This window comes from Alkalihalobacterium sp. APHAB7, from assembly GCF_048323755.1.
Classification (GTDB): domain Bacteria; phylum Bacillota; class Bacilli; order Bacillales; family Bacillaceae_F; genus Alkalihalobacterium.
The window spans coordinates 1-20,802 of record NZ_JBLWFS010000035.1 but is presented as its reverse complement, the minus strand read 5'-3'; the positions used below and the strand labels follow the sequence as shown (position 1 = coordinate 20,802).

Below are 20,802 nucleotides of genomic sequence, written 5' to 3'. Positions count from 1 at the left end.
GGATATTCATGAATAAAGACCAGTCTTATTTAATGAATGGACGAGAGGAAATCGCTCAAGACGAATGTAATAAGCAAAAAAATATCCACCCTTTAGAATTGAAGCTGGAGCCGCAGCTTGTAGATTATGATACAGCGCAAAGTATACTACCCGAGAAATGGGAAATGCCAAGAAACGGGAAGTTGCTTTATGATGACGCTGAGGTACAACAAGTATTGAAATTGCTCGTCTATCAATTAGGGGTCGAAAAGTCGCTAGATACCATTCCACGACACCTGATCGAACAATACTTGTCGAATTCACGTTCAACTTCACAACCTGATGAGAAGGTTGAGGTTGCTGTAGAAGATGTCGCTAATTTCGAAGATGCTTCTGATTTCTTCAATGAAGTGTTAGCCGTTGCAGAAAAGAAAATTTCAAAACCAAGTTTTGAGACTTGGTTGGCTCATTTAACAGCCTACAAAGAAAAAGATACCGATACATGGGTCGTTGTTGCAAAAAACGAGTTTCAACGAGATTGGGTAGAGGTTAGATACAGCAGTTTCATTAAGGAAATTGTAAAAGAATTGACTGGACGTAATTACTCTCTTAAGTTTGTGACAAATCCATAAAGATAGGGGATTTTAATCTGACTAATACTAAGTCAAGGGGACGGCCTGTAGTTGCAGACCGTCCCCTTATTTGCTCTGCATTTGCCTATAATTCGTTTGCTATCTATGAAATACAAACTTGAACCAAAACATCAATTTCAATAGTTAATTTAGCTGGGAACAACACTTATGAAATATGTTGAAAATAATCATTTAACTCTAATTCTTCTTTTGCAGAAAGGTTGTGATATTTCTCAAAGATCCCGTGAACTAGCTTTTGACGAGCAGGATCGAGTTTAAGTTGAACAAGCATTCGTAAAAATTCAAGTTTAATTTTATCATAACTAAAAATTGCGATAGGAACAATAGGGCGACGATATTTCTCGTATAGCCGACTAAAATAGATGAACATCCGATCGTTTGTTCGTCAATGAGGATTAATGTTAAATTATTGTAAAGGGAAAGAGGAGAATCACCGCTCAAAATAATTACTTCTAACTATATGTAAAATGAAGCCCATATTGAATTTCACGGTTTGTCTAATGCACTAGATGGACGACTAGTTTAAAATAGGAGTTAAAATATTCGTAATATTTAAACAGTAATATCCAATTCTACCAAATTGAGAGAAGAACTTTTAATTTTTTTGTATTAAAAGGAGGTGTTCGATTAAGCAAAATAGTAATATATCATTATCGAAATATTTTCACAAATTTGTTACCGAAAATGATTGTTATCCAAATTTTTGTTTAATCAAGCTTTTCTACTATTTTAACAGTCGATATTTTAGGAGAAGGAGTAGGGATATGAGTAAAATTGATCAAAATGATCCTCGATTTAAGATTGCAAACCGTGAAGCCCTAATTGGTGTTGGTCTCGTCATTTTTAATTTTATATGGTGGTTTGGTTTTGCATACGGTTTAGGATCGTCTCCTGTTGAAGAGTATACTTATGTATTTGGGATGCCAGCATGGTTTTTCTATAGCTGTGTTGTTGGTTTTTTCGTAATGGCTATTATTGTTATTATCATGGTTAAAAAGTTTTTTGTAGAAGTAGACTTTGAGGATGAGCAGGAGGGGTCTGAATGAATTGGCCTGTTATTATTCCATTACTCATCTTTTTAATTGCAATCTTTATTGTTGGTTTTTGGTCTTCTGGACATCTCAAGAAGTCGAATGACTTTTTACAAGAGTATTTTTTAGGAAGTCGTGAGCTTGGTGGTTTTATCCTTGCCATGACCATGATTGCTACGTACGGAAGTGCTAGTAGTTTTATCGGGGGTCCTGGTGTTGCTTATACCCAAGGGTTAGGATGGGTTCTTCTAGCAATGGCTCAAGTTGCAACGGGGTATTTTGTATTAATGGTCCTCGGTAAAAAGTTTGCCATCTATGCCCGAAAATATAAAGCGATTACACTGATTGATTTTTTACGTAACCGTTATGACAATAGTAAATGGGTCGTTTTATTATCGGCTTTTAGTATCATTGTCTTCCTCTTTGCGGCAATGGCTGCCCAGTGGGTTGGTGGTGCGCGACTAATTTCTTCGTTAACCGGATTGAATTACACGTCCGCTTTATTCATTTTTGCTGTAGCCGTTCTCATGTATGTTATTATCGGCGGCTTTAGAGCGGTAGCCGTTACCGATTTACTCCAAGGGGTCGTCATGTTTTTTGGTACGTTAGTTATCCTCGTCGGAACAATTATTGCTGGTGGTGGAATTTCTAATATTATGGCTGATCTGGTGGCTGAAAACCCTAATCTTGTCACACCATTTGGTCATGATGGTGGTTTAACACCCGCCTATGTTTCTTCCTTCTGGATCTTAGTAGGGGTCGGGGTTTTAGCCTTGCCACAAGTTGCTATACGTGCGATGTCCTATAAAAATTCAAAGGCAATGCATCGTGCGTTAATTACCGGAACGATTGTCGTTGGTTTCATCATGTTAGGTATGCATTTAACAGGGGTATTTGCTAGAGCTGTCATGCCAGGAATCGAAGTTGGAGATACCGTGATGCCGATGATTGCAATGGAAGTATTACCTCCTTGGCTAGCGGGAATTGTACTAGCTGCGCCAATGGCTGCCATTATGTCTACGGTGGACTCGTTGTTGTTACTCGTTAGTTCAGCAGTTGTAAAAGATGTGTACTTGAACTATGTCAAACCGAGTGCAACGATGCAACAAGTCAAGCGAGTCAGTTTTGGTGTGACCGCCGTTTTAGGAATTCTTGTTTTCACGATGGCATTAAGTCCTCCTGATCTACTCATCTGGTTAAATTTATTTGCATTCGGTGGCCTTCAAGCAACCTTCATTTGGCCAGTAGTTATGGGACTGTATTGGCAAAGAGGGAATAAAAATGGTGCCATTGCTTCGATGGTCGTTGGGATGAGCGCCTATATCGTTATTCATACGTACTTCCCGAATGTCTTTGGATTGCATACGGTTGTATTTCCTATCGTCCTATCCTTTATGGCTTTCATTGTGTTTAGTTTGTTAACGAAAAAAGCATCCATCTCTAATGTAAGTGAGTTGCGTGCGTAATACAAAAGAGGAGGAGTTTCATGCCGCAATCGTTAGAAAACATAGAGAAAAGAAGAGTAAGAGATCGTCAAGAGGTCATAGAATTAACTCAAAAACTCGTTCAAATTCCAAGTGTGTACCGTCCGGGGGTTGAAGGGGGTAATGAGGAGAAAGTCGCCCTATTTGTTGCTGATTATTTAAAAAAGTTAGGTATTGACGTACATGTGGAAGAAGTTGAGCCCGGACGACCAAATGTCATAGGAATTATTGATTCTGGCAAACCAGGACCTACCCTTCTGTTTGAAGGTCATACCGATGTCGTAACAGAAGGTGACATTGAAGCGTGGGACTACAAGCCATTCAGTGCTGTTATTGAAGATGGACGGATGTACGGCCGTGGAACCAACGATACGAAAGGTAATTTAGCTTGTATGATCACTGCTGTTCATTCGCTTCTTCGAGATCAAGAGGACTGGTCAGGTAAGATCATTCTTTGTATTCCATGTGATGAAGAAGGAATGATGATCGGGATTAAGCATTTTATTAAGCAAGGTTGGGCAGAAGGTGTGGACGGGGCTATTATTTGCGAGCCTGAAGAAAACCAACTGTGTATTACTCAAAAAGGAGCCATGCGTGTAGTCATTCGCGTACAGGGTAAAATGGCTCATGGCGCGATGCCTTTAAGTGGAATCAATCCAAACACTCGAATGGCGAAAATTATTTGTGCACTCGATGAATACGAAAGTCGAGAAAAAACGCGATTAGGGCGCCACGAGCTCCTTGGCTGGCCAAGTATTACCCCAACGATCCTTCAAGCGCCTGTAAAAGGGGACGCGCAAATCAATGTGGTTCCGGATCAATGTATGACAACCCTAGACATTCGAACCATCCCGGGACAATTTCACGATGAAATCGCAAGAGAAATTCAAAGCATTTTAGACAACCTGGCTAAAGAAGATCCTGACTTCAAAGCTGAATTTGAAGTAATCGAAGACCGCCCTTGGACCGAAACAAGTAAAGAGGAGCCCGTAGTTCAAGCATTAGCCCAAGCGTACCAAAAGGTTACTGGAAAAGAACCTTTTTATAACGGGGTACCTGGAGCGACAGATGGAACGTTTCTTCATCTAGAAGGTATTCCTATCGTTACAACTGGGGCTGGGGATCGCGAAGTACCCCACCAAATCAACGAATATGTGGATATTGAAGAGTTAGCCGAAACGACCGAAATCTATCGAACAGCTGCGTTGATTTTTTTGAATGGGAAAAAGTGATACAGGTGACGGGTGAGATAGGTTAGAAGGTTTGTTGCCATTTTAATAGAAGTAATGAGAACCAAGAGAATAAGGATAAATATCTGGAATAGCCAAATGTAAGGGAGGCTGACTCAAAAGGCACATTTAGTGACCGGTTTGAGTCAGCCTTTTGTGAATTATAAAATAAGTCCGCTGATCTATTTTAAAGGAAAAACTAAGAAAATGTAGTATTTAATATAGAGATTATTGTTCAAGCTGGTGCAACCTTAACTTGTAAGATAGCCTGTCTTTTTATGGCTTACAAAACAAGTGTTTGCTATAATAAAGCCAAGTAAAATTATAGCGATTATCCCAAATACAGTAAAGAATATAGTTTTAATTAGTATCTATAAACCAGTAAGTAAACGGATGATAGCATAAAAGATAGAACGGAGGTGTATCAAATGGAGAAAATTCGAATCCCTAGTGAAGCTAGAATGATTGTAAGTACATCTAGTAAAGGTGATCAATCAAAATGGTTTGTCGGAAATAAATGGATTAAAGAAAATACTCTAGGTTATGAAAATATGGCAGAGTATGTAGCCTCTCTAATTCTAAGTTGTTCAACGTTACCGAAAACTTCTTTCATTTCATATACACCTTGTTTGATTGAAAAGGTTGATGGAACGGTTTCAGAAGGGTGTTATTCTAGTGATTTTCGTGGGATGTTGCAAGAAGTAACACTCGAGCGCTTATTTGAGGCAAACTTTGAATCAACCGATGACATTTTAAACCATAATGGATACTCCACATCAGAAAAATTTAACGCTGTAATGGAAAAGATCCATAAGTTTACCGGGTTAGATGTATCACAGGAAATTGCTCAAATGCTAGCATTTGATGCTTTTATACTTAATGAAGATCGACATACAAATAACATCTTATTTCTCTTTAATCCTGAGACAGAAGTTTGGCAACTGGCGCCCATTTTTGACCATGGATTAAGTTTATTATCAGATACTAAAGACTACCCACTGGATAAACCCCTTAGTATTTTAAAAAGACAAGTGAAAGGTAAGCCATTTAACTCTTCTTTTACTAAACAGTTGGATTTGTACAAGGGAGAACCATTTATTGATCGTAGCATGCTGCTTGAAAAGCTAGATGAAATTCCTTACGATGTGGGTAGAGCGAAGGACGTTGTACTTTCCCAATTAAGAGATGTCCGTCTAAAAAAAATAATTATCGGTTAAAGAAGGTGACAAATGATAGATTATATGAAATTTGATGTTATGTTGTATGATGATGTCATTGCAACTGTAGATTTAAAGCCCGATGGAAGTGACAGGCCTTACGTAAAAAATTATATTGAAGGATTTAATAAACAATTCTCACCAAATCCAGAGGGGTATATAACAAAAGAAGAGATAGAAAAGTGGCTGAAGTGGCGAGTCTTTCCTGAGACTAGAGTCAATGCGGATGAATTACTTCATGAACTCGGTTTGAATAGTTATAATCGCTGGGCAATTGTTCGCAAAACACACGGTGTTATGGCGGATGACGAAATTTGGTTACGGTTTAATGGAGAAACATTGCAACACCGTGATGTAACACTAAGAAAATATCTTTATTACCCTGAATAAACTTAATAGTTAATAATAAAGTACCAAACGAGTGCAGTGTTTGGTACTTCTTAAATATTCAAATATTCAATAGGAATTAGCAAAACTGGCAGTATGAAAGAAAGGGAAACCTTTACCCCTCATAAAGCTTCATAAAAGTTGGTGCAACTTTACATGGCTGGATATCAATTTTTTGCCATACGTTTTGAACTACATACGGTTCCACCTTCAGCCACCCGTCCAGCGCCTCTCTTGATGGATAGTCGACGACCATAACAGAACCAATCATTTTTCCTTCTTCGTCCAGAAGAGCTGCCCCGTATAAATGCTCGCCTGTTTTAAATCTTTCTTCTACACCTTGTAAATGATCTTCCCTAGCACCTAATCTTCTATCAAGCGCTTTTTCATCCGTACCGTCATAAGCAGTAATTATAAATTGCATCGGTTATAACTCCTTTATTCTTTTTGTATGTATTTCAAATTCTTCTATGATATTGTACTATACTGACACCATTTCGTTAAGCTACTGTTACCTCTGCCTTTTAAGGACTTTTACTCTATCGGTTGGACTTATATTCAGTATTAGGAATTGAAACTATGTTAAGAATAAGGAAGCATACTTGTGTATAGTCGACTAATTTAAACATTAGAGGTGAGGTAACGGAATGAATTTACAATTAGAGTTAAAAGAAATCGATCTCAAAGCCTTTCTAGAAACTGCTAGTAAAGATGGGGAGGAACTGATGACTACAAATGTTTTTAGTATAAGTTCTCCAAAGAAATTTGAATTTGATGAAGAAAACTCAGAATCAGCTGAGGAACTGTACAAACAATTAATTGAGAACGGAAAGTATGTATATGTTAATTTTTCATCAAATGCGATTTATAAAGAACTGGATTGTATTGATGGTCATACATATGTTTATATCAGTGAAGATGAGGTGGAAGAACATTTTGAAGAAGATGTGCCAGCTGACTTTCAGCCCTATGAAAACTTAAGGATATATGAAGATAGCTCTTTAGGATATTTGTTAAACTATAATGCTGAAAAAGTGACGATCCAGTCGGCCGTTATTCAAGTCACTGAATCGTCCATAGATGTTGTAGATGATGCGGAACTATTTGAAAAACCGATGTTAGCCTATGTGCAACGATTTATGAAGTAAGAAGAAAAAACCATTAATTAGTAAACTGTCAACTTCGTGCCAAGGATGTAGAAATTAATAAAAAAGGTAGTACCGATGGATTAAAAGCTGTCCTGGGATAAGAACTTGCAACTCTCTACAAAAAGAAGGAGTCTGTCCCAAAGAATCGGGTGGCAAACTCCTGTCTTTTGTACATGACGTCGATATTATTCCTGCTTCGACTTTTCCTCTAACTTGAAGTTAAAATGACACACGCCTTCTTTTAAAACGTATTGATCATGTTCAACTTCAAAATTTGGATTATATCCTTTCGCGACAGCAGGGTCAATCATCTGACAATATAAAATCCCATATTCGTGCATGTTGTCATCGGCCCATTGTTGACCAAATGGGCATTTCGTAAAGGTTTGTTCAATCGATTGCGGTTTGAAGATGTTTTCAAATTCAAAAAGTTCACTTCGCCCCATATCATAGTTGGATAGGTAGTTTTCAATGGTATTCGGTTTCCCGAGGTGCGCGGCTCTGTGGGCAATTCCTTTGCCGCGTTCTTCCCCAAACGTTCGAACACCTTCTCTGATTGCATCTTGACCGTCTTCACCGTACACATCTACAACCGCTTTCGTAACTTGCGCAAATAACTTAGCCATTTGACTATAAATCGTTAGATCACCATATTTATTGACGCGAGAAAACTCTTGTGGAATGTAATCACTTAATACATGATCTTCACCTTCGCGAGTTGCTTGTTCCGCGATATCGTGTGCCTCTTGATATCCGAAGCGTTCTAAGCCTTTTTGCAGCAACTTTTTCCCTTGGATGCCAAAAGAAGAAGTAACGGATTTTTCTATATGCGTAAATAGCTTTGCTGTAATTCGATACATCGATAATGGTGGTAATGGAGTTTTGTTTGTTTCCATCGTTTTTGCCCCCTAGTCTAGTTATTTATTATTCTATTATATCTTTATCGTTTAAATCATTCAATTCATATAAAGTTTGTAGGAATCGATTGGATTTTATAATAATTGGGCTAATAAGGGTGGAGGAGTTCTCTCATTTTAGTAGGGATTAATGAGGGGAATTGCATATTTACGGTCGAACATGTTTTAATTAAAGAAAGTAGTTACGCTATAAAAAACAAATACGAGCACGACTTGAAAAGCAAAAGCAGAGTAAGAACGCGTCAAAATTGTTTAGGGCACTCTAAGGCCCTTATTTGATCAAAAGGGAACACTTTTTACAATTTAGGGCACTCAGAAACCCTTATTTCGTAAAATCTAGCATGAAATCACATAGATTAACTAAAATAAGAGCTTCTCAGTTCCCTTAAGTCTGAAAAATAGCGGATTCATAGAGAATAAGGGCCTGTGAGTCCGCATAGGAATGGCTCAGTTGAAATTATTGAAACAATTAGTAGAAATTATTGAAAATGGCTAGTGAAGATGGTTAAAGTTTGTTGGTTTTCCTAACAATAGGTAACAGCAGAAACTAGAATTAGAGGTTTTAAGATAGCTCTCGATACCAAGATTAGTAGTGTGATAGACATTCGTATTCTTTTTAGACAGGTGGGTGAGGCGATTTGGGTATTTTAATTACCATCATTATTATTATTTGTTTGGTTGGTTTTTATATGACGATACAGGTGACAAAAGAAGATGGGTCTAATTACAGTAGTGAAAAGTCTGCGAGAAATATGACGTACGTATACATTTTGGCACCGGTGGTAGTGTTCGTTTTAATTGTGATTATTTCTTTGACAAGTGGATTTTAGGTGACCGCAATTACTTCTAAGCAAATGGTGGATAGAGTTGCGATAGTTGATAAGTTACTAAATACATAGAGATACTTGATTGAAAAGGCAGGCCTAACGAAAAGTTGCGATCGCTCCATGGAGAGCGGTCTTTTTTTATGGTGAACAACGAACGATTATTAATTATTTTTTGGTAATATAAATTTACCGAAATGGGCACGCTAACTTCATTAATGGATTAGCGCGGGTACTAATCATACTTCTTAAAGTGGGGAGTAAATGTATGAAAACGAGTGTCAAATGTCTAGTTATCATGATGTTGGTTTTCAGTGTAGCTGTTGCTACTGTAAGTGCGACGGAGACAAATGGATCCGGCCGACCAAATGAAAGAGAATTAACATTCATTATTGGCGAATGGGAAGATTATGAAGGAGCGATTAACTTTAAAAAGAAAATAGACAGTCACAAATGAACAAAAAAAGCTGCTCATGGTCATTTTATGACCTTATGAGACAGCCTTGAGCCCTTGCTAATGGTCGCGTCCGAATCTATTCGGATTGCAATTGGCTATAATTCGGATGCATATTTGTTAAGTTCTTTACTCATTTTTTCAATATCATCAATGAAAGATGAGATTTCTTCTGTTGATAACGCCTGTTCACGTCCTACAGTAACGACCTTCTCTATTGCTGTTGTAATTCCATTAATCGATTGCTTCATGTTTGTTAATGTATTACTAATTTTTTCTGTAGATGAAACCGTTTCGTTTGATAGTTTTCTAATTTCTTTAGCTACTACATCAAAGCCTCGCCCTCTATCGCCTGCGCGTGCTGCCTCTATGGAAGCATTCAACCCTAATAAATTTGTCTGGTCAGCAATCTTTTTTATAAATTTGATCACTTCATCTGTACTCTCCATTTGCTTGGATGCTTGATTCGACTGGTCAAGCAGTGAATTACTTATCTCAGCAAGGCCTTCCGCACTTTCAGATATCTTAGCTATCCTTTCGTTCGCTTGAGTAATTGAGGTCACGATTTGATCTGCAATTCTTCGTAGTTCTATTTCACTTTGTTCTTGGATTTGAATAGCTAATGCACCAATAACTTCATTTTTTACAACGATGGGTGCGGCTAATCCTTTAAATGGAAATCCAAAAAATTCAGCAGGTACCTCTTGTTCAATAATTTTATTCTTTTGAATGCAGTCGGCTAAAGGTTCGTCAGGATTAATTTTTAACCCCTTTTTTGCACCAATATTTATTTTTTTCCCAGGAAAATAGGCAATCCATTCCTTTGTATTCGTTAACCCAATTCCTACATCAGGTAGCATGGAATGAATGATTGGAATTACTTCAAGGAATGTTTCTAATTTCGTTGAGTGTTCTTCTGTAGAGTTGTTATTGACTGTTGTTACTATTGCCATAAAATAACCAATCCCCTTCTCGGACTTTTATACTATTATATTATAACTATATATCTATTTCTAGCTAATGAAACGACTCAAAATAATTGATTTATCAAAATAACACGTATAAAGTAGAATTTAGTAGTTTGAAAATATTGAACTAACCGGGAGGCAACCCGTAAATAGCTAATGTTATAAAGAATAATATAGGGGGAGAGTTTACATTGATAAAGTTCTTTGAATACAATTGGCAAATAAGAGACGAATGGTTTGACTGGTGTAATCAACTATCAAATGAAGATTTGATAAAAGACCGAACGGGTGGAGTAGGAAGTATTTTACATACTCTTTTTCATATTATTGATGTTGAATACAGTTGGATACGTGGAATTCAAGGCAAAAAAGACGTGGTAGTTGAATTTGCTGATTACGATACGATTGAGAAGGTTAAATCTCTTTCTAATCGATATCGAAGCGAAGTAGCTGAATTTCTGAAACAAAATTTAAATGAACTAAAAGAGGAAGTCGTGAGTGTTCCTTGGGACGAGGAGAAATATACTGCTGAAGAAATATTACATCATATAATCGTTCATGAAATTCACCACATGGGTCAACTCTCTGTTTGGTCCAGAGAATTAGAGCTTAACCCCGTACCTGCTAATTTTATTAGTAGAAAATTTAAATCATATTTAACAAGATGACATATAGGTACGAGATAGCTGTTCTATCGATAATGTTACTGTTTATTATTGGCCTAGTAATCTTATTTTTTCTATGGTTTAAAAGTAGTTATAGAAAAAAAGATTTAAAAATCAGGGAACTTCAAAAAGAAATTGAAGAGCTAAAAAGAAAAGATGGTAAATAGACTTTGAGTAATTGTCCTTCAAGTAAAGGGTAGCGAAAACAGAAGGAACAACAAGTGATTGATATAATCTATATTAATGAAAAGAAGCATATGAAGCTCTCGTAAACTTTTAGCGGACTGAGAGGCCCTTATTTCCAAATATTTCACCACATTGAAGGTGTTTGCGGACTCAGAAGCCTTTATTTCGTATTTATCAAGGGAAATTCGTGGCTACTATGCTATATAAGGTCCACTCAGTCCGTTATCATCGTAAAATCTATGATTTTTCCACAAATAAGGGCTTCTCAGTCCGGCTAGCAAAAATAATGGCTAAAAGCCGCATGAACATAAAAATCAGAGATGTGGTCCAGATAAGATCTCGTTAAAAGATTTTACGCTACAAGCATCAATTACCCACAGCCTTACACTTCAGTTGATCCTTCCTAACATTTCCAGAAAGTGGCTTTCGATATCAATTTGTTTCTTCCTTGGCGTGAATATAAAGAGTGTTTGTCTCGCCTGAGATAATATGTATCTATCATGACGATCAGACTTTGCGTGGTCATCAAATGGTGGGCTTCTTGACTGTTAAATTTAATATCTAAAATGTGTAATTTAAAAAGACAGTTGACATAGGAAAATAAATTGTTATAAAATTATCTCGAATTCAAGATAATTTTAAGGTAATAGAAATGGATGGAGAGGCATGTAAATTTTTTTAAGTTAATATCTCGAATTCAAGATAAAATCTAAAAGGAGAATTCAACATCATTTCTATATGAAAGGAGATCAATCATGAAACATATATTTAATAAAGGAACAAACTCAGCGAAACCAACGTTATTGTTACTTCATGGAACGGGAGGAAATGAATTGGATTTAGTGCCTCTTGCGGCAAGAATAGATAATGAAGCTTCCGTTTTAAGTGTAAGAGGTAATGTTTTAGAAAATGGGATGCCACGATTTTTCAGAAGACTAGCGGAGGGAGTATTTGACGAAGAAGACCTCATCTTCCGTACACATGAATTAAATCAATTTCTTGATGAAGCAGCTGAAAGATATCAATTTGATCGAAACAATATGATTGCCGTTGGGTACTCGAATGGAGCCAATATTGCCGCGAGTTTATTATTTCACTATGAAAATGCCTTAAAGGGTGCAATTCTTCATCATCCGATGGTACCTAGAAGAGGAATTCAACTTCCGAATTTAACAGGAAAATTTGTATTTATTGGAGCTGGAACGAATGACCCTATTTGTTCACCACAGGAATCTACTGAATTACAAACGATATTAGAAAAAGCGAATGCAGAAGTCGAGTTACATTGGGAAAATAGAGGTCATCAGTTGACATTCGAAGAGGTAGAAGCTGCGGCCATATGGTATCACAATTTATAAAAAAATAATAAACAAAATAGAGCCTTGTATACTATCTTCTAACTAAATTAAATAATAATGTACTAATAAAAAGTAAAATTAATTACGAGTGGATTACAAAAAATGGAGGAGAGAACGTTATGTCAAACAAAAATGAAATGGGAGCTTTTTTATTACGAGTCGTATTAGGGGTTGTATTTTTAGCTCATGGTGCGGCAAAATTTCAAGGTGGTATCGAAAATGTGGCTGGTTGGTTTGATAGCATTGGATTACCAGGGGCACTTGCTTATGTTGTCGCGATCATTGAATTAGTTGGTGGTATTGCTTTAATTTTAGGGATTGGAACACGAATTGTTTCTACTTTAATAGGGTTTATCATGGTTGGAGCGATTTTTACAGTGAAATTACCAGCCGGGTTTTTAGATGGATATGAATATGATCTTGTATTGCTTACCGTAGCTGTCTTCTTAGTACTAAATGGTAGTAAATTGTATTCGCTTGAACAACTAATCTTAAAAGGGAAAGAAGACTTACATTCAATAACAAAATCAGCTTAAGTATCTCGAATTCAAGATACTATAATCAAATAATAGCAATTTTAGAAAGCTGGTAGAAACCCTTATTCAATCTACTCTTCAATCGAATTCCGTATTATAATAGATATTCAGATGATGCAGAGAACTATATAAATATAGTATCATTTGTAGATTTATTAATAGGGGATTGGGTAAAAGATGAAAAAAACCGTTTTACTATTTTTAACTATTTTATTCTTAATGGGTTGCAGCGAGGTACCAGAAGCCGAACCCGTAGAAAAAGTTACGGAAGAGATCGAAGAACAAATTCAAGAAGAATTAGAGGCTGAAGAAAAAGAGACTGAAGAAACACTGGATCATGCCATAGATCGTTCTGAAGAAACGACCGAGGACACAGATGAAGAAAAGACAGGCTTTATTCCAGCTCATGTCGTTCGAGTGGTCGACGGGGATACGATCATTGTGAAGCTCGATAATGGTCAGGAAGAACGGGTGAGATTGTTATTGGTGGATACGCCAGAGTCGGTTCATCCGAATAAACCAGTGCAGCCATTTGGTCCGGAATCAAGTCAGTTAGCGAAAGACATGATGCCGGTAGGAGAAAAAGTCTACCTAGAGATGGATGTTGGTGAACGAGATCGCTATGGCCGCTTGCTGGCCTATGTATGGGTAGGAGACAAAATGTTTAATGAGCTACTCCTCGAAAAAGGACTAGCCCGAGTGGCTTATGTGTTTGCACCTAACACAAGGCATGTCGATCGTTTTTATGAAATCCAGAAAAAAGCCCAACAACAAGCCATTGGCATTTGGAGTATTGAAAACTATGCAACCGATCGCGGATTTGATGAAAGTGTAGTAGAAGAAAAGAAAGAAACCGCTGCAACACCAGCTCCAAAAGCGGGCTGTGACAATCCAACGATTAAAGGAAACCACAGTTCAAGCGGTGAATTCATCTATCACGTCCCAGGCGGCCAATTTTATGACAGAACCAATCCAGAAGAGATGTTTTGTACAGAAGAAGAAGCCGTTGCGGCAGGGTATAGGAAGTCGAAGAGGTAAGTTTTTAATATGAAAAAAGTATCGTGGTCATAAAAGTAGGATGAATAGCCATCGGTTTCTTTTTTGATATTCGATCAGCGGGACTGTCTCCATAGAAAAGTGAGGGACAGTCCTTTTTGTGTCAGCTGCTATATGCTCCAACTTTCTTGCTTAACCAAAGCCTAATAATTTGCCTACACTAAAAATATTTTGGAACAACATTACACTTTTACATTAAACACAATCCTATCAATCGTCCCTTTGTAGTATTCGTAGTCACCGCCTGGTAAATGCCAGACGATTCGCACATCCTTTGGTATTTTTAGGTCATCTCAAGCTGATAGCTATCGACAATTGCCGAAAATTTGGTTTTCTCAAATTTCCCTTTTCCGTTATCGTAATACCTGTCATCCGTTTCAAATCGAGAAAATAACCCTTCCTGATCGAAATGAAATAAGCCAGAAACCTCACAATCTCCATCTATGAGTTGCGCCTTAACCGTCCTCTCATCCACCTGTTCCCAGGAAACGTAAGGTCCAAATAGGTAAGCAGGTATAAAAAGAAACTCACAAAACACGGTAATTAAAGAAGATTGAGACACCTCTTTTCCTTTTCCGTGGATGACTGTAAAAAGATTAAAAAGTTTTCCTTTCATTTCTCCTTGTCCATTTCGGTAAATATCCCTCCCAGACACTGGCATCGATAAAAACTTCATATAGGCGATACGAACGAGCGGATCAATCGAATTAAATTGCTTGGTTTCTAGTTGTTGCCATGGTTTATTTGATTTTAATTTGATAAAACTTTCTTTCCAGATGACATCCGCATTGTACATCATCGGCTGATTGATATATCCCGTCGCATATAAATACGTTTGGATCGGTATAGGCAAATTAGCTATTTTTTCTTCAGTAAAGTAAACATCCGGATATGGACTAGAAATCTTTGAAATCTCTTCCATCCGTTCTTTGTTATAAACTTTTAGCATGGATAACGACTCCTCTCGTCTACACATAACCTTTTCCTACAGGTTAACCAATTTTTCTAGCTAATCACTTGTATTTCTCCATACATGTTTCCTATATTAACCATAATCGAAATGCTCTGCTCCAAGTAAATATACGTGTGAAAAGATTGTGAATGTTACCGAAATGATGGCGGGGAGGATGTTGAGTGAGTCGATTAATCTTCTAAAAGCAGAGGCTGAACGCGACGTGTTATTTTAGGGCACTGATAGGCCCTTATTTCACCTGAAATCGAACAATTTTGGTCATTAGGGCACTCAGAAGCCCTTATTTCCTATTAATCACTGAGATTTCATAGATATATTGCTAGATAAGGGCCTCTCAGTGCCGTATCATTGTTAAACGATTGATTATTTCACAGATAAGGGCCTCCCAGTGCCATATCAATTGTCCAACATTATTTTTTTCACTAATAAGATCCTCTCGTGCCAAATAAGTCAAAGGATCGTTGAAACTAGCAATCTTCAACGCTATTCTAAGGAAAGCATTCCCAAGAAACCTCACTATATAAAATGGTATTTATGTTAAAATAAGTATATGTTGCTATTAATCTATGGAGCACCCTCCTGTAATGAATAAAAATACAAGTCGAACACTAAAATAGCTTGTTAGGAGAATTAGAGTTTTACGAACTTGGCGGCAATAGAGCGGCGCCATAGAAAGGGGATCGTTATGTGGATATTTTTGGTCATAATTATTATTGGGATAGGAACCGTAATTGGGTACCTACAAGAACAGACCAAACAAAATAAGAAAATAATTGAGCTTCTTGAAGATATTAATAGAAGAAACCGATAACAATCTACAGGTGCCGATAGGGGTTTAACTTTTGAAAGACACAGGCAACGATGGCAAGTCATTTAGTGTAAACCATATTCATTTTTTCTAGAGGTGAGATATTGACTATTTTAATTCCAACGTGGTTACATCCTATTCTCTGGATCATCTGGAATTCCATTTTTATTCTATTGTATTTATATATTGTTTGGAAAGTCTTTCAATGGCTTAAGATCAAAGCAAATCATTGGGTGATCGGCGGTATCACTCTTCTAGCGTTAATAGGGACGGATTATCTTCTTGAGGATGAGTATAGGGTATTTTACCCTGTTGAACATGATCTAGTGATTAAAGGGGACGGAAGTATAGTAGAAAACGCTGCGAATAAGGGACTGATTACTACGGACAAAGATTTATTTGTATATATTCGTGCTAGTATCCCATTTGAAGATACCATATCCTATTCATTTGAAACAAAGGATGGGCAAAAAACAGATTTCGAAATCATCCTATCTTATTCTGAAACGGATGTAATATCCATTATTCAATCATTTCAAGCATATAACGAGCTGGTCGATCTAGAGGATATCTCTCCAATCAAATACTTTTCCAGTACCGGCTATTACATAGATGTGGTAGAAGAAACGTTTACAGAAATAGTAGGCCAATACATACAACAATATAAATCCGAAGAACTTACGACTGAAATACTAATTGAAATCGTTAAAACCTTCGAGTCTGAGGTATTGAATGAACATGAAAAGAATTTGTTTTCAATGGAGTTGAAATAGGTTCTTTCCTTTAGCGTGATTGTGTTTTCGGGAGCGTTCGTGCAAACAGAATATACTAGTAATGGGAACGAATACTCTTGCCATAATAAAATAGAACAAAGACGCGGAGTGGAACGGTCAGTTTTATGATTGTAGTTATCCTTCCCTATCCTTTTTAACTTTCACATTGTGATTATGCAAAGCATAACCAGTATTCGACACACGGAAAAGATCTCATATTCCTATTCTGAAGTAACTATCTCCTAGTAGTTGCTTCTTTTTTAGTGATTCCGTCGCTCTTCACTAGGAATTATTTGAATGGTTCCGCCTCTTTTGGAAGAAGTGTTTGCTTACTGGGACAGCCGTTTAAACTATCAATCTTCTAACTACCTATAGACGGAATTACAAATATTTGGTATTATGCTAGGAATTTATGTTTTACTTCAAGGTGAAAGGATGTCAGGTAGTGAATAAGTTACCGATTAGTATTGCCTTCTTAGGTGGGTTCCAATGGTTATTTTTTATGTTTGCTAATACCGTTGTTATACCGATTTCCATTGGGACTGCATTTGACTTAGAGCAAATTGAAATTGTGTCTGCTATTCAGCGTTCTTTTATTTTTACCGGTGTCGCTTGTATATTGCAAGGGCTGATCGGACATCGTTATGCTTTGATGGAGGGGCAATCTGGATTATGGTGGGGTGTGATTTTAAGTCTTGCTGCAACGGCTAGTACGTTAAATGTCGAGTTGACGACAATAGGGGGCAGTATCGCAGTTGGAGCTATTATTTCGGGTCTGATCGTCTCAATATTAGGAGCGTTAGGACTTGGTGAGTTGTTGAAGAAATGGTTCACGCCTGTTGTGATGTTCGTTTTTTTATTACTGCTTGCCAATCAATTAATCTATATCTTTTTAAAAGGAATGTTAGGTTTAAATGAAAGTGAATACATTGATGTCCGTGTCGCTAGCTTTTCTTTTGTGATCGCAGCGATTACCATTTTTCTGAATGTGAAAGGGAAGGGTGCCATCAGTAATCTTTCCTTACTAATCGGAATGGCAATCGGTTGGATTGGAGCGATTTTCCTCTTGCAGCATGAAACCGTCAGTTCTGTAAAAGCAACACCTTTTCTAACGTGGTTTCCTTGGGGTGAGCCTAGTTTTGAATGGGGGATTATCCTGACTGTTGTCATCACTGGGTTACTGAATACAACGAATACGATCGCGACTTTAAAAGGGGCGGAAGATATTTATGAGAGGGAGACTCAACCGAAGCAATATCGGGCGTCTCTCATGCTGTCTGGCGGCTATACGTCAGTTTCAGGGATGTTAGGACTTGTGCCTTATGCCCCTTACGCCTCTTCACTCGGTTTTTTACAGTCAACAGGAATTAAAGAGCGGTTACCGTTTTTCATTGGGTCAGGCCTATTTATCATCATTGGTGCTATTCCGGCATTAAGCGCGTTCTTTTCGACAATTCCTCATAGTGTAGGAAATACGATTTTGTTTGTTGCCTATTTGCAGTTATTTCGATCTGCGTTAAGAAATATTGAAGGTTTGCAGTTCACTTCAAAAACGATTTATCGCATTGCCTTTCCAGCGTTGTTAGGCATGTCGATTATGAACCTGCCAACAGAGGCATTTACGCAAATACCCGTACTCGTTCAACCACTCGTTTCAAACGGCTTATTAATGGGAATCTTAGCAGCTTTATTCAGTGAATTGATCTATTATCTGTCACAAACGAAAAAGAAAGTGGTGGAAAAAGGACAAAGTTTAGGTCATCAAATCAAATAATAAGATTAACGATTGGAGGTGGAGGTCCATATGATTGCTGAAGTTAAGGGGAAAATTAGTCGTCTTGGCTCTAATTTATCAGAACGGTTAGAAGATAATTTAACAGGGAATGTGTTGGGCGCTTTTAGGTATATGCCTTTTTCTAGTGGAATCGGGGAAATATTAGCAAATGGAGTCTACCCCAAGTCAGTTGGTGAAACGATCGGAAAGATCCAATGTGAATTTTGGGCGGATCAGATCCAATTTTGGCCGTATGATCGTGAAGGTGAAATAGACGTACTGATTGAGTTCGAAGAGGCGATCATTGGAATTGAACTGAAATATACGAGTGGACTCTCTTCAGATGATGATATTTCCAATAGCGAAAATAGTGAAAGCGATAAAAAAATAGAATTGAGAAAAAGTATTAACCAGTTAGCTCGAGAGTCTCGTATTATTTCGCAAAAAGGAAGACAAAAAAAGAAGTTGCTTTTACTTATTGCTGACCGCAGTGCTTGTAAGAATATTTATGAAGATGTTATTGAGCGAAATATTTTAGAGGCTGATGTGGCTTTTGCATATATTTCATGGCAGGAAATCTTAATACAGTTAAAAAAATTACCTATAAGTGAACCATATTATCAAGTCATTATAAATGATGTTATGACACTTCTTAAGCGAAAAGGGTTTGAGGATTTTACGAATATGCAAATTGATGTTCCGCAACCAATAGATCATAACGTATACTTCCAGTTTAATAGGAAAAAGGAAATATACATAACTTTTAAAACAAAACAAATAATTAACGGAGGGTCCTATTATGAGTTCAGCTGATAATATCCGGAATGCTTTCCACGTTGTATATCAAACCTATGAAAATGTTCAAAAACTAATAGAATATTGCAAAGCAATTGGACCCGAAAAAAGTAATTACACAGCTGCTGTAGACAAAATTCTACGGTACAAGTCGGATAATAAAGTTTCGGGATGGTTTATTCAAGATTTCATCATTTTATTTCAGAATAAAGATCACATTGAGCTAGAAAATGGATGGCGGGAAGGGCCAATATATGTGATGGAGATAGAGTTGTTCAATGTGAATTTGGAGTTGGAGCGTATGGAAGGTCTTCCTTGTGTCCGTCTGTCCAAATTTGAATATGATAGCTTATTGAACTGGGAGTCAGGCTGTTCCCCGTCCAATCATTGGCGGTTTTATTACCCTCTACGACGAAATGATATTATGAATATACAGGAAAACGGAGATGATCTACACATCATCCCGAGAGATCAGGAAGAAAGTAACCGCTATTACTGGGGTGTGAAAAAAATTACAAGTAAACGTATTCCACTTACGGACATTACCGCAGATAATACTATAGAAAAAGTATTTAATACGTTTGATAAATTATAAATTACACACCAGCTTAATATAGAAACTGTCCTTCGTCGAATGAAAGACATGTGCGACGAAGGACAGATCTTTTTAATGATTGTTAGGGTGTTTTAATTGAGATTTGCTTCCACGTCTAGAGTTGTATTCTTTTCCCTTATTGTTATCCCCGATTTCGTGGCCAAATTCTGTGTCTAATTTTCCGTGTCTTTCCGGGGCGCTTTGATTTTTACTACCGCCTTTATTGTTACGCTTTGTCATATGTACACCTCCCATCGTTTACAGAGGTTATTATTCCAAGCTTTTTGAGTTTCATAAGCACAGCTTATGTTTGGAAGATAATAACTTCACTTCTACACTCACAATAATGGCTTGTTTTTTTCTTTGTTATATGGTAAATTTATAAACCTCTCGCAAAAAAAGTAATTATTATTCAACTGATTGCGCAGAACTTTTTATTGTATTACATTGCTAATCGTCATTAAACAATGTGCTTATAAGTTTAGTTTAAGCAAAATGAGCGGATAATTTTTTAAAAAGTACTTGCGATGAGAATTATATTATGGTAAGATAGCATTTGTCCCTAATGACGAAGGTGAGAAGGGATTTGAAGTAGTAATTGTTACATTTACAACCTTCAAAAAGGTTGTTGCGTAGAATTTATTACTATGATATAATCAATTTTGTCGCTTACAAACGACATACAAAAGTTCTTTGAAAACTGAACAAAAAGCCAAGCGAAATAAATGAGATACATGATATCTCGTCAATGTTTTAAAAACGTCACGTTTGTGACAAAGAGCAAGTCAAACTCAACTGCGAGGAACATCGGCTAAGATCGTCACGTCCTGTGACAACGCCGATGCTAGCACATCCGTGTGCGTCGCAAACACTTTTATGGAGAGTTTGATCCTGGCTCAGGACGAACGCTGGCGGCGTGCCTAATACATGCAAGTCGAGCGGACTTCATAAGAGCTTGCTCTTATGAAGTTAGCGGCGGACGGGTGAGTAAC

The 20,802-nt window shown here is 37.2% G+C and carries 24 protein-coding genes, 1 rRNA gene and 1 pseudogene; 19 read left to right on the top strand and 7 right to left on the bottom strand.

From position 1 onward, the window contains the following. The first annotated feature begins 8 nt into the window (after window positions 1-8). Window positions 9-611 carry a DnaA N-terminal domain-containing protein gene (locus tag ACNSTQ_RS21105; RefSeq protein WP_418201725.1) on the top strand — a complete coding sequence of 201 codons (603 nt, stop codon included), beginning with the start codon at window positions 9-11 and terminating at the stop codon, window positions 609-611. A gap of 187 nt (window positions 612-798) precedes the next feature. Here ACNSTQ_RS21105 and ACNSTQ_RS21100 read toward each other — a convergent pair. After that, window positions 799-1,008, bottom strand: a pseudogene (locus tag ACNSTQ_RS21100) (hypothetical protein); the annotation flags it as partial. A gap of 388 nt (window positions 1,009-1,396) precedes the next feature. Between ACNSTQ_RS21100 and ACNSTQ_RS21095 the strand changes: the two are divergent. The 5 genes from ACNSTQ_RS21095 (at window position 1,397) to ACNSTQ_RS21075 (ending at window position 5,983) form a co-directional block, all read left to right on the top strand. Then, on the top strand, window positions 1,397-1,678 hold the full coding sequence (locus ACNSTQ_RS21095; RefSeq protein ID WP_418201724.1) for a YhdT family protein: 282 nt from the start codon (window positions 1,397-1,399) through the stop codon (window positions 1,676-1,678). After that, window positions 1,675-3,129 carry a sodium/pantothenate symporter gene (gene panF / locus ACNSTQ_RS21090; protein ID WP_418201723.1) on the top strand — a complete coding sequence of 485 codons (1,455 nt, stop codon included), beginning with the start codon at window positions 1,675-1,677 and terminating at the stop codon, window positions 3,127-3,129. Before ACNSTQ_RS21095 ends, panF begins: the two co-directional genes overlap by 4 nt. A 20-nt stretch (window positions 3,130-3,149) precedes the next feature. Next, window positions 3,150-4,379 (top strand): M20 family metallopeptidase, encoded by a 1,230-nt coding sequence (locus ACNSTQ_RS21085; protein WP_418201722.1) that lies wholly within the window; start codon window positions 3,150-3,152, stop codon window positions 4,377-4,379. Window positions 4,380-4,804: 425 nt separating this feature from the next. Continuing rightward, window positions 4,805-5,593 (top strand): hypothetical protein, encoded by a 789-nt coding sequence (locus tag ACNSTQ_RS21080; protein ID WP_418201721.1) that lies wholly within the window; start codon window positions 4,805-4,807, stop codon window positions 5,591-5,593. Between the two features lie 12 nt (window positions 5,594-5,605). Then, the gene (locus tag ACNSTQ_RS21075) at window positions 5,606-5,983 is read left to right on the top strand and encodes a hypothetical protein (RefSeq protein ID WP_418201720.1); all 378 of its coding nucleotides are present in this window, start codon (window positions 5,606-5,608) and stop codon (window positions 5,981-5,983) included. Window positions 5,984-6,095: 112 nt separating this feature from the next. Here ACNSTQ_RS21075 and ACNSTQ_RS21070 read toward each other — a convergent pair whose 3' ends face one another. Next, the gene (locus ACNSTQ_RS21070) at window positions 6,096-6,404 is read right to left on the bottom strand and encodes a YciI family protein (protein WP_418201719.1); all 309 of its coding nucleotides are present in this window, start codon (window positions 6,402-6,404) and stop codon (window positions 6,096-6,098) included. Window positions 6,405-6,627: 223 nt separating this feature from the next. On the opposite strand from ACNSTQ_RS21070, the gene ACNSTQ_RS21065 reads away from it, so the two are divergent. Continuing rightward, window positions 6,628-7,128: a hypothetical protein gene (locus ACNSTQ_RS21065; RefSeq protein ID WP_418201718.1), complete on the top strand. Its 501-nt coding sequence runs from the start codon at window positions 6,628-6,630 to the stop codon at window positions 7,126-7,128. A gap of 185 nt (window positions 7,129-7,313) precedes the next feature. On the opposite strand, the gene ACNSTQ_RS21060 is transcribed toward ACNSTQ_RS21065, so the two are convergent. Beyond that, the gene (locus ACNSTQ_RS21060; protein WP_418201717.1) at window positions 7,314-8,024 is read right to left on the bottom strand and encodes an L-2-amino-thiazoline-4-carboxylic acid hydrolase; all 711 of its coding nucleotides are present in this window, start codon (window positions 8,022-8,024) and stop codon (window positions 7,314-7,316) included. A gap of 659 nt (window positions 8,025-8,683) precedes the next feature. On the opposite strand from ACNSTQ_RS21060, the gene ACNSTQ_RS21055 reads away from it, so the two are divergent. Together ACNSTQ_RS21055 and ACNSTQ_RS21050 are read left to right on the top strand one after the other, a co-directional pair. Continuing rightward, complete coding sequence (locus ACNSTQ_RS21055) at window positions 8,684-8,875, top strand: hypothetical protein (RefSeq protein ID WP_418201716.1); 192 nt, start codon at window positions 8,684-8,686, stop codon at window positions 8,873-8,875. Between the two features lie 262 nt (window positions 8,876-9,137). Continuing rightward, window positions 9,138-9,326, top strand: a complete 189-nt coding sequence (locus tag ACNSTQ_RS21050) for a hypothetical protein (protein WP_418201715.1) — start codon at window positions 9,138-9,140, stop codon at window positions 9,324-9,326. Between the two features lie 95 nt (window positions 9,327-9,421). On the opposite strand, the gene ACNSTQ_RS21045 is transcribed toward ACNSTQ_RS21050, so the two are convergent. Continuing rightward, on the bottom strand, window positions 9,422-10,276 hold the full coding sequence (locus tag ACNSTQ_RS21045) for a methyl-accepting chemotaxis protein (RefSeq protein ID WP_418201714.1): 855 nt from the start codon (window positions 10,274-10,276) through the stop codon (window positions 9,422-9,424). Between the two features lie 206 nt (window positions 10,277-10,482). Between ACNSTQ_RS21045 and ACNSTQ_RS21040 the strand changes: the two genes are divergently transcribed. The 4 genes from ACNSTQ_RS21040 (at window position 10,483) to ACNSTQ_RS21025 (ending at window position 14,074) form a co-directional block, all read left to right on the top strand. Continuing rightward, window positions 10,483-10,959, top strand: coding sequence for a DinB family protein (locus ACNSTQ_RS21040; RefSeq protein WP_418201713.1), 477 nt, complete (start codon window positions 10,483-10,485; stop codon window positions 10,957-10,959). A gap of 938 nt (window positions 10,960-11,897) precedes the next feature. After that, a complete protein-coding gene (locus ACNSTQ_RS21035) occupies window positions 11,898-12,500 on the top strand; it encodes an alpha/beta hydrolase (RefSeq protein WP_418201712.1) in 603 nt (200 codons plus the stop codon). A 119-nt stretch (window positions 12,501-12,619) separates the two neighbouring features. Beyond that, window positions 12,620-13,036 (top strand): DoxX family protein, encoded by a 417-nt coding sequence (locus ACNSTQ_RS21030; RefSeq protein WP_418201711.1) that lies wholly within the window; start codon window positions 12,620-12,622, stop codon window positions 13,034-13,036. Window positions 13,037-13,213: 177 nt separating this feature from the next. Beyond that, a complete protein-coding gene (locus ACNSTQ_RS21025; RefSeq protein WP_418201710.1) occupies window positions 13,214-14,074 on the top strand; it encodes a thermonuclease family protein in 861 nt (286 codons plus the stop codon). 200 nt (window positions 14,075-14,274) lie between these two features. Here the strand turns inward: ACNSTQ_RS21025 and ACNSTQ_RS21020 are convergent, their stop codons facing one another. Further along, window positions 14,275-14,361, bottom strand: a complete 87-nt coding sequence (locus ACNSTQ_RS21020) for a hypothetical protein (protein ID WP_418201735.1) — start codon at window positions 14,359-14,361, stop codon at window positions 14,275-14,277. A gap of 14 nt (window positions 14,362-14,375) precedes the next feature. Next, on the bottom strand, window positions 14,376-15,041 hold the full coding sequence (locus tag ACNSTQ_RS21015; RefSeq protein WP_418201709.1) for a DUF6544 family protein: 666 nt from the start codon (window positions 15,039-15,041) through the stop codon (window positions 14,376-14,378). 709 nt (window positions 15,042-15,750) lie between these two features. Here ACNSTQ_RS21015 and ACNSTQ_RS21010 point away from each other — a divergent pair. The 5 genes from ACNSTQ_RS21010 to ACNSTQ_RS20990 all read left to right on the top strand — a co-directional run bounded on the left by ACNSTQ_RS21010 (window position 15,751) and on the right by ACNSTQ_RS20990 (window position 19,810). Next, window positions 15,751-15,876, top strand: a complete 126-nt coding sequence (locus ACNSTQ_RS21010; protein WP_418201708.1) for a hypothetical protein — start codon at window positions 15,751-15,753, stop codon at window positions 15,874-15,876. Between the two features lie 101 nt (window positions 15,877-15,977). Continuing rightward, window positions 15,978-16,646, top strand: coding sequence for a hypothetical protein (locus ACNSTQ_RS21005; protein ID WP_418201707.1), 669 nt, complete (start codon window positions 15,978-15,980; stop codon window positions 16,644-16,646). A gap of 445 nt (window positions 16,647-17,091) precedes the next feature. Further along, a complete protein-coding gene (locus tag ACNSTQ_RS21000; RefSeq protein ID WP_418201706.1) occupies window positions 17,092-18,420 on the top strand; it encodes a uracil/xanthine transporter in 1,329 nt (442 codons plus the stop codon). 30 nt (window positions 18,421-18,450) lie between these two features. Further along, window positions 18,451-19,233: a hypothetical protein gene (locus ACNSTQ_RS20995; RefSeq protein ID WP_418201705.1), complete on the top strand. Its 783-nt coding sequence runs from the start codon at window positions 18,451-18,453 to the stop codon at window positions 19,231-19,233. Continuing rightward, the gene (locus ACNSTQ_RS20990) at window positions 19,220-19,810 is read left to right on the top strand and encodes a hypothetical protein (RefSeq protein ID WP_418201704.1); all 591 of its coding nucleotides are present in this window, start codon (window positions 19,220-19,222) and stop codon (window positions 19,808-19,810) included. Before ACNSTQ_RS20995 ends, ACNSTQ_RS20990 begins: the two co-directional genes overlap by 14 nt. A 72-nt stretch (window positions 19,811-19,882) precedes the next feature. Here the strand turns inward: ACNSTQ_RS20990 and ACNSTQ_RS20985 are convergent, their stop codons facing one another. After that, window positions 19,883-20,050, bottom strand: coding sequence for an imidazoleglycerol-phosphate dehydratase (locus tag ACNSTQ_RS20985; protein WP_418201703.1), 168 nt, complete (start codon window positions 20,048-20,050; stop codon window positions 19,883-19,885). 633 nt (window positions 20,051-20,683) lie between these two features. Here ACNSTQ_RS20985 and ACNSTQ_RS20980 point away from each other — a divergent pair. Beyond that, a 16S ribosomal RNA gene (locus ACNSTQ_RS20980) occupies window positions 20,684-20,802 on the top strand; the annotation flags it as partial.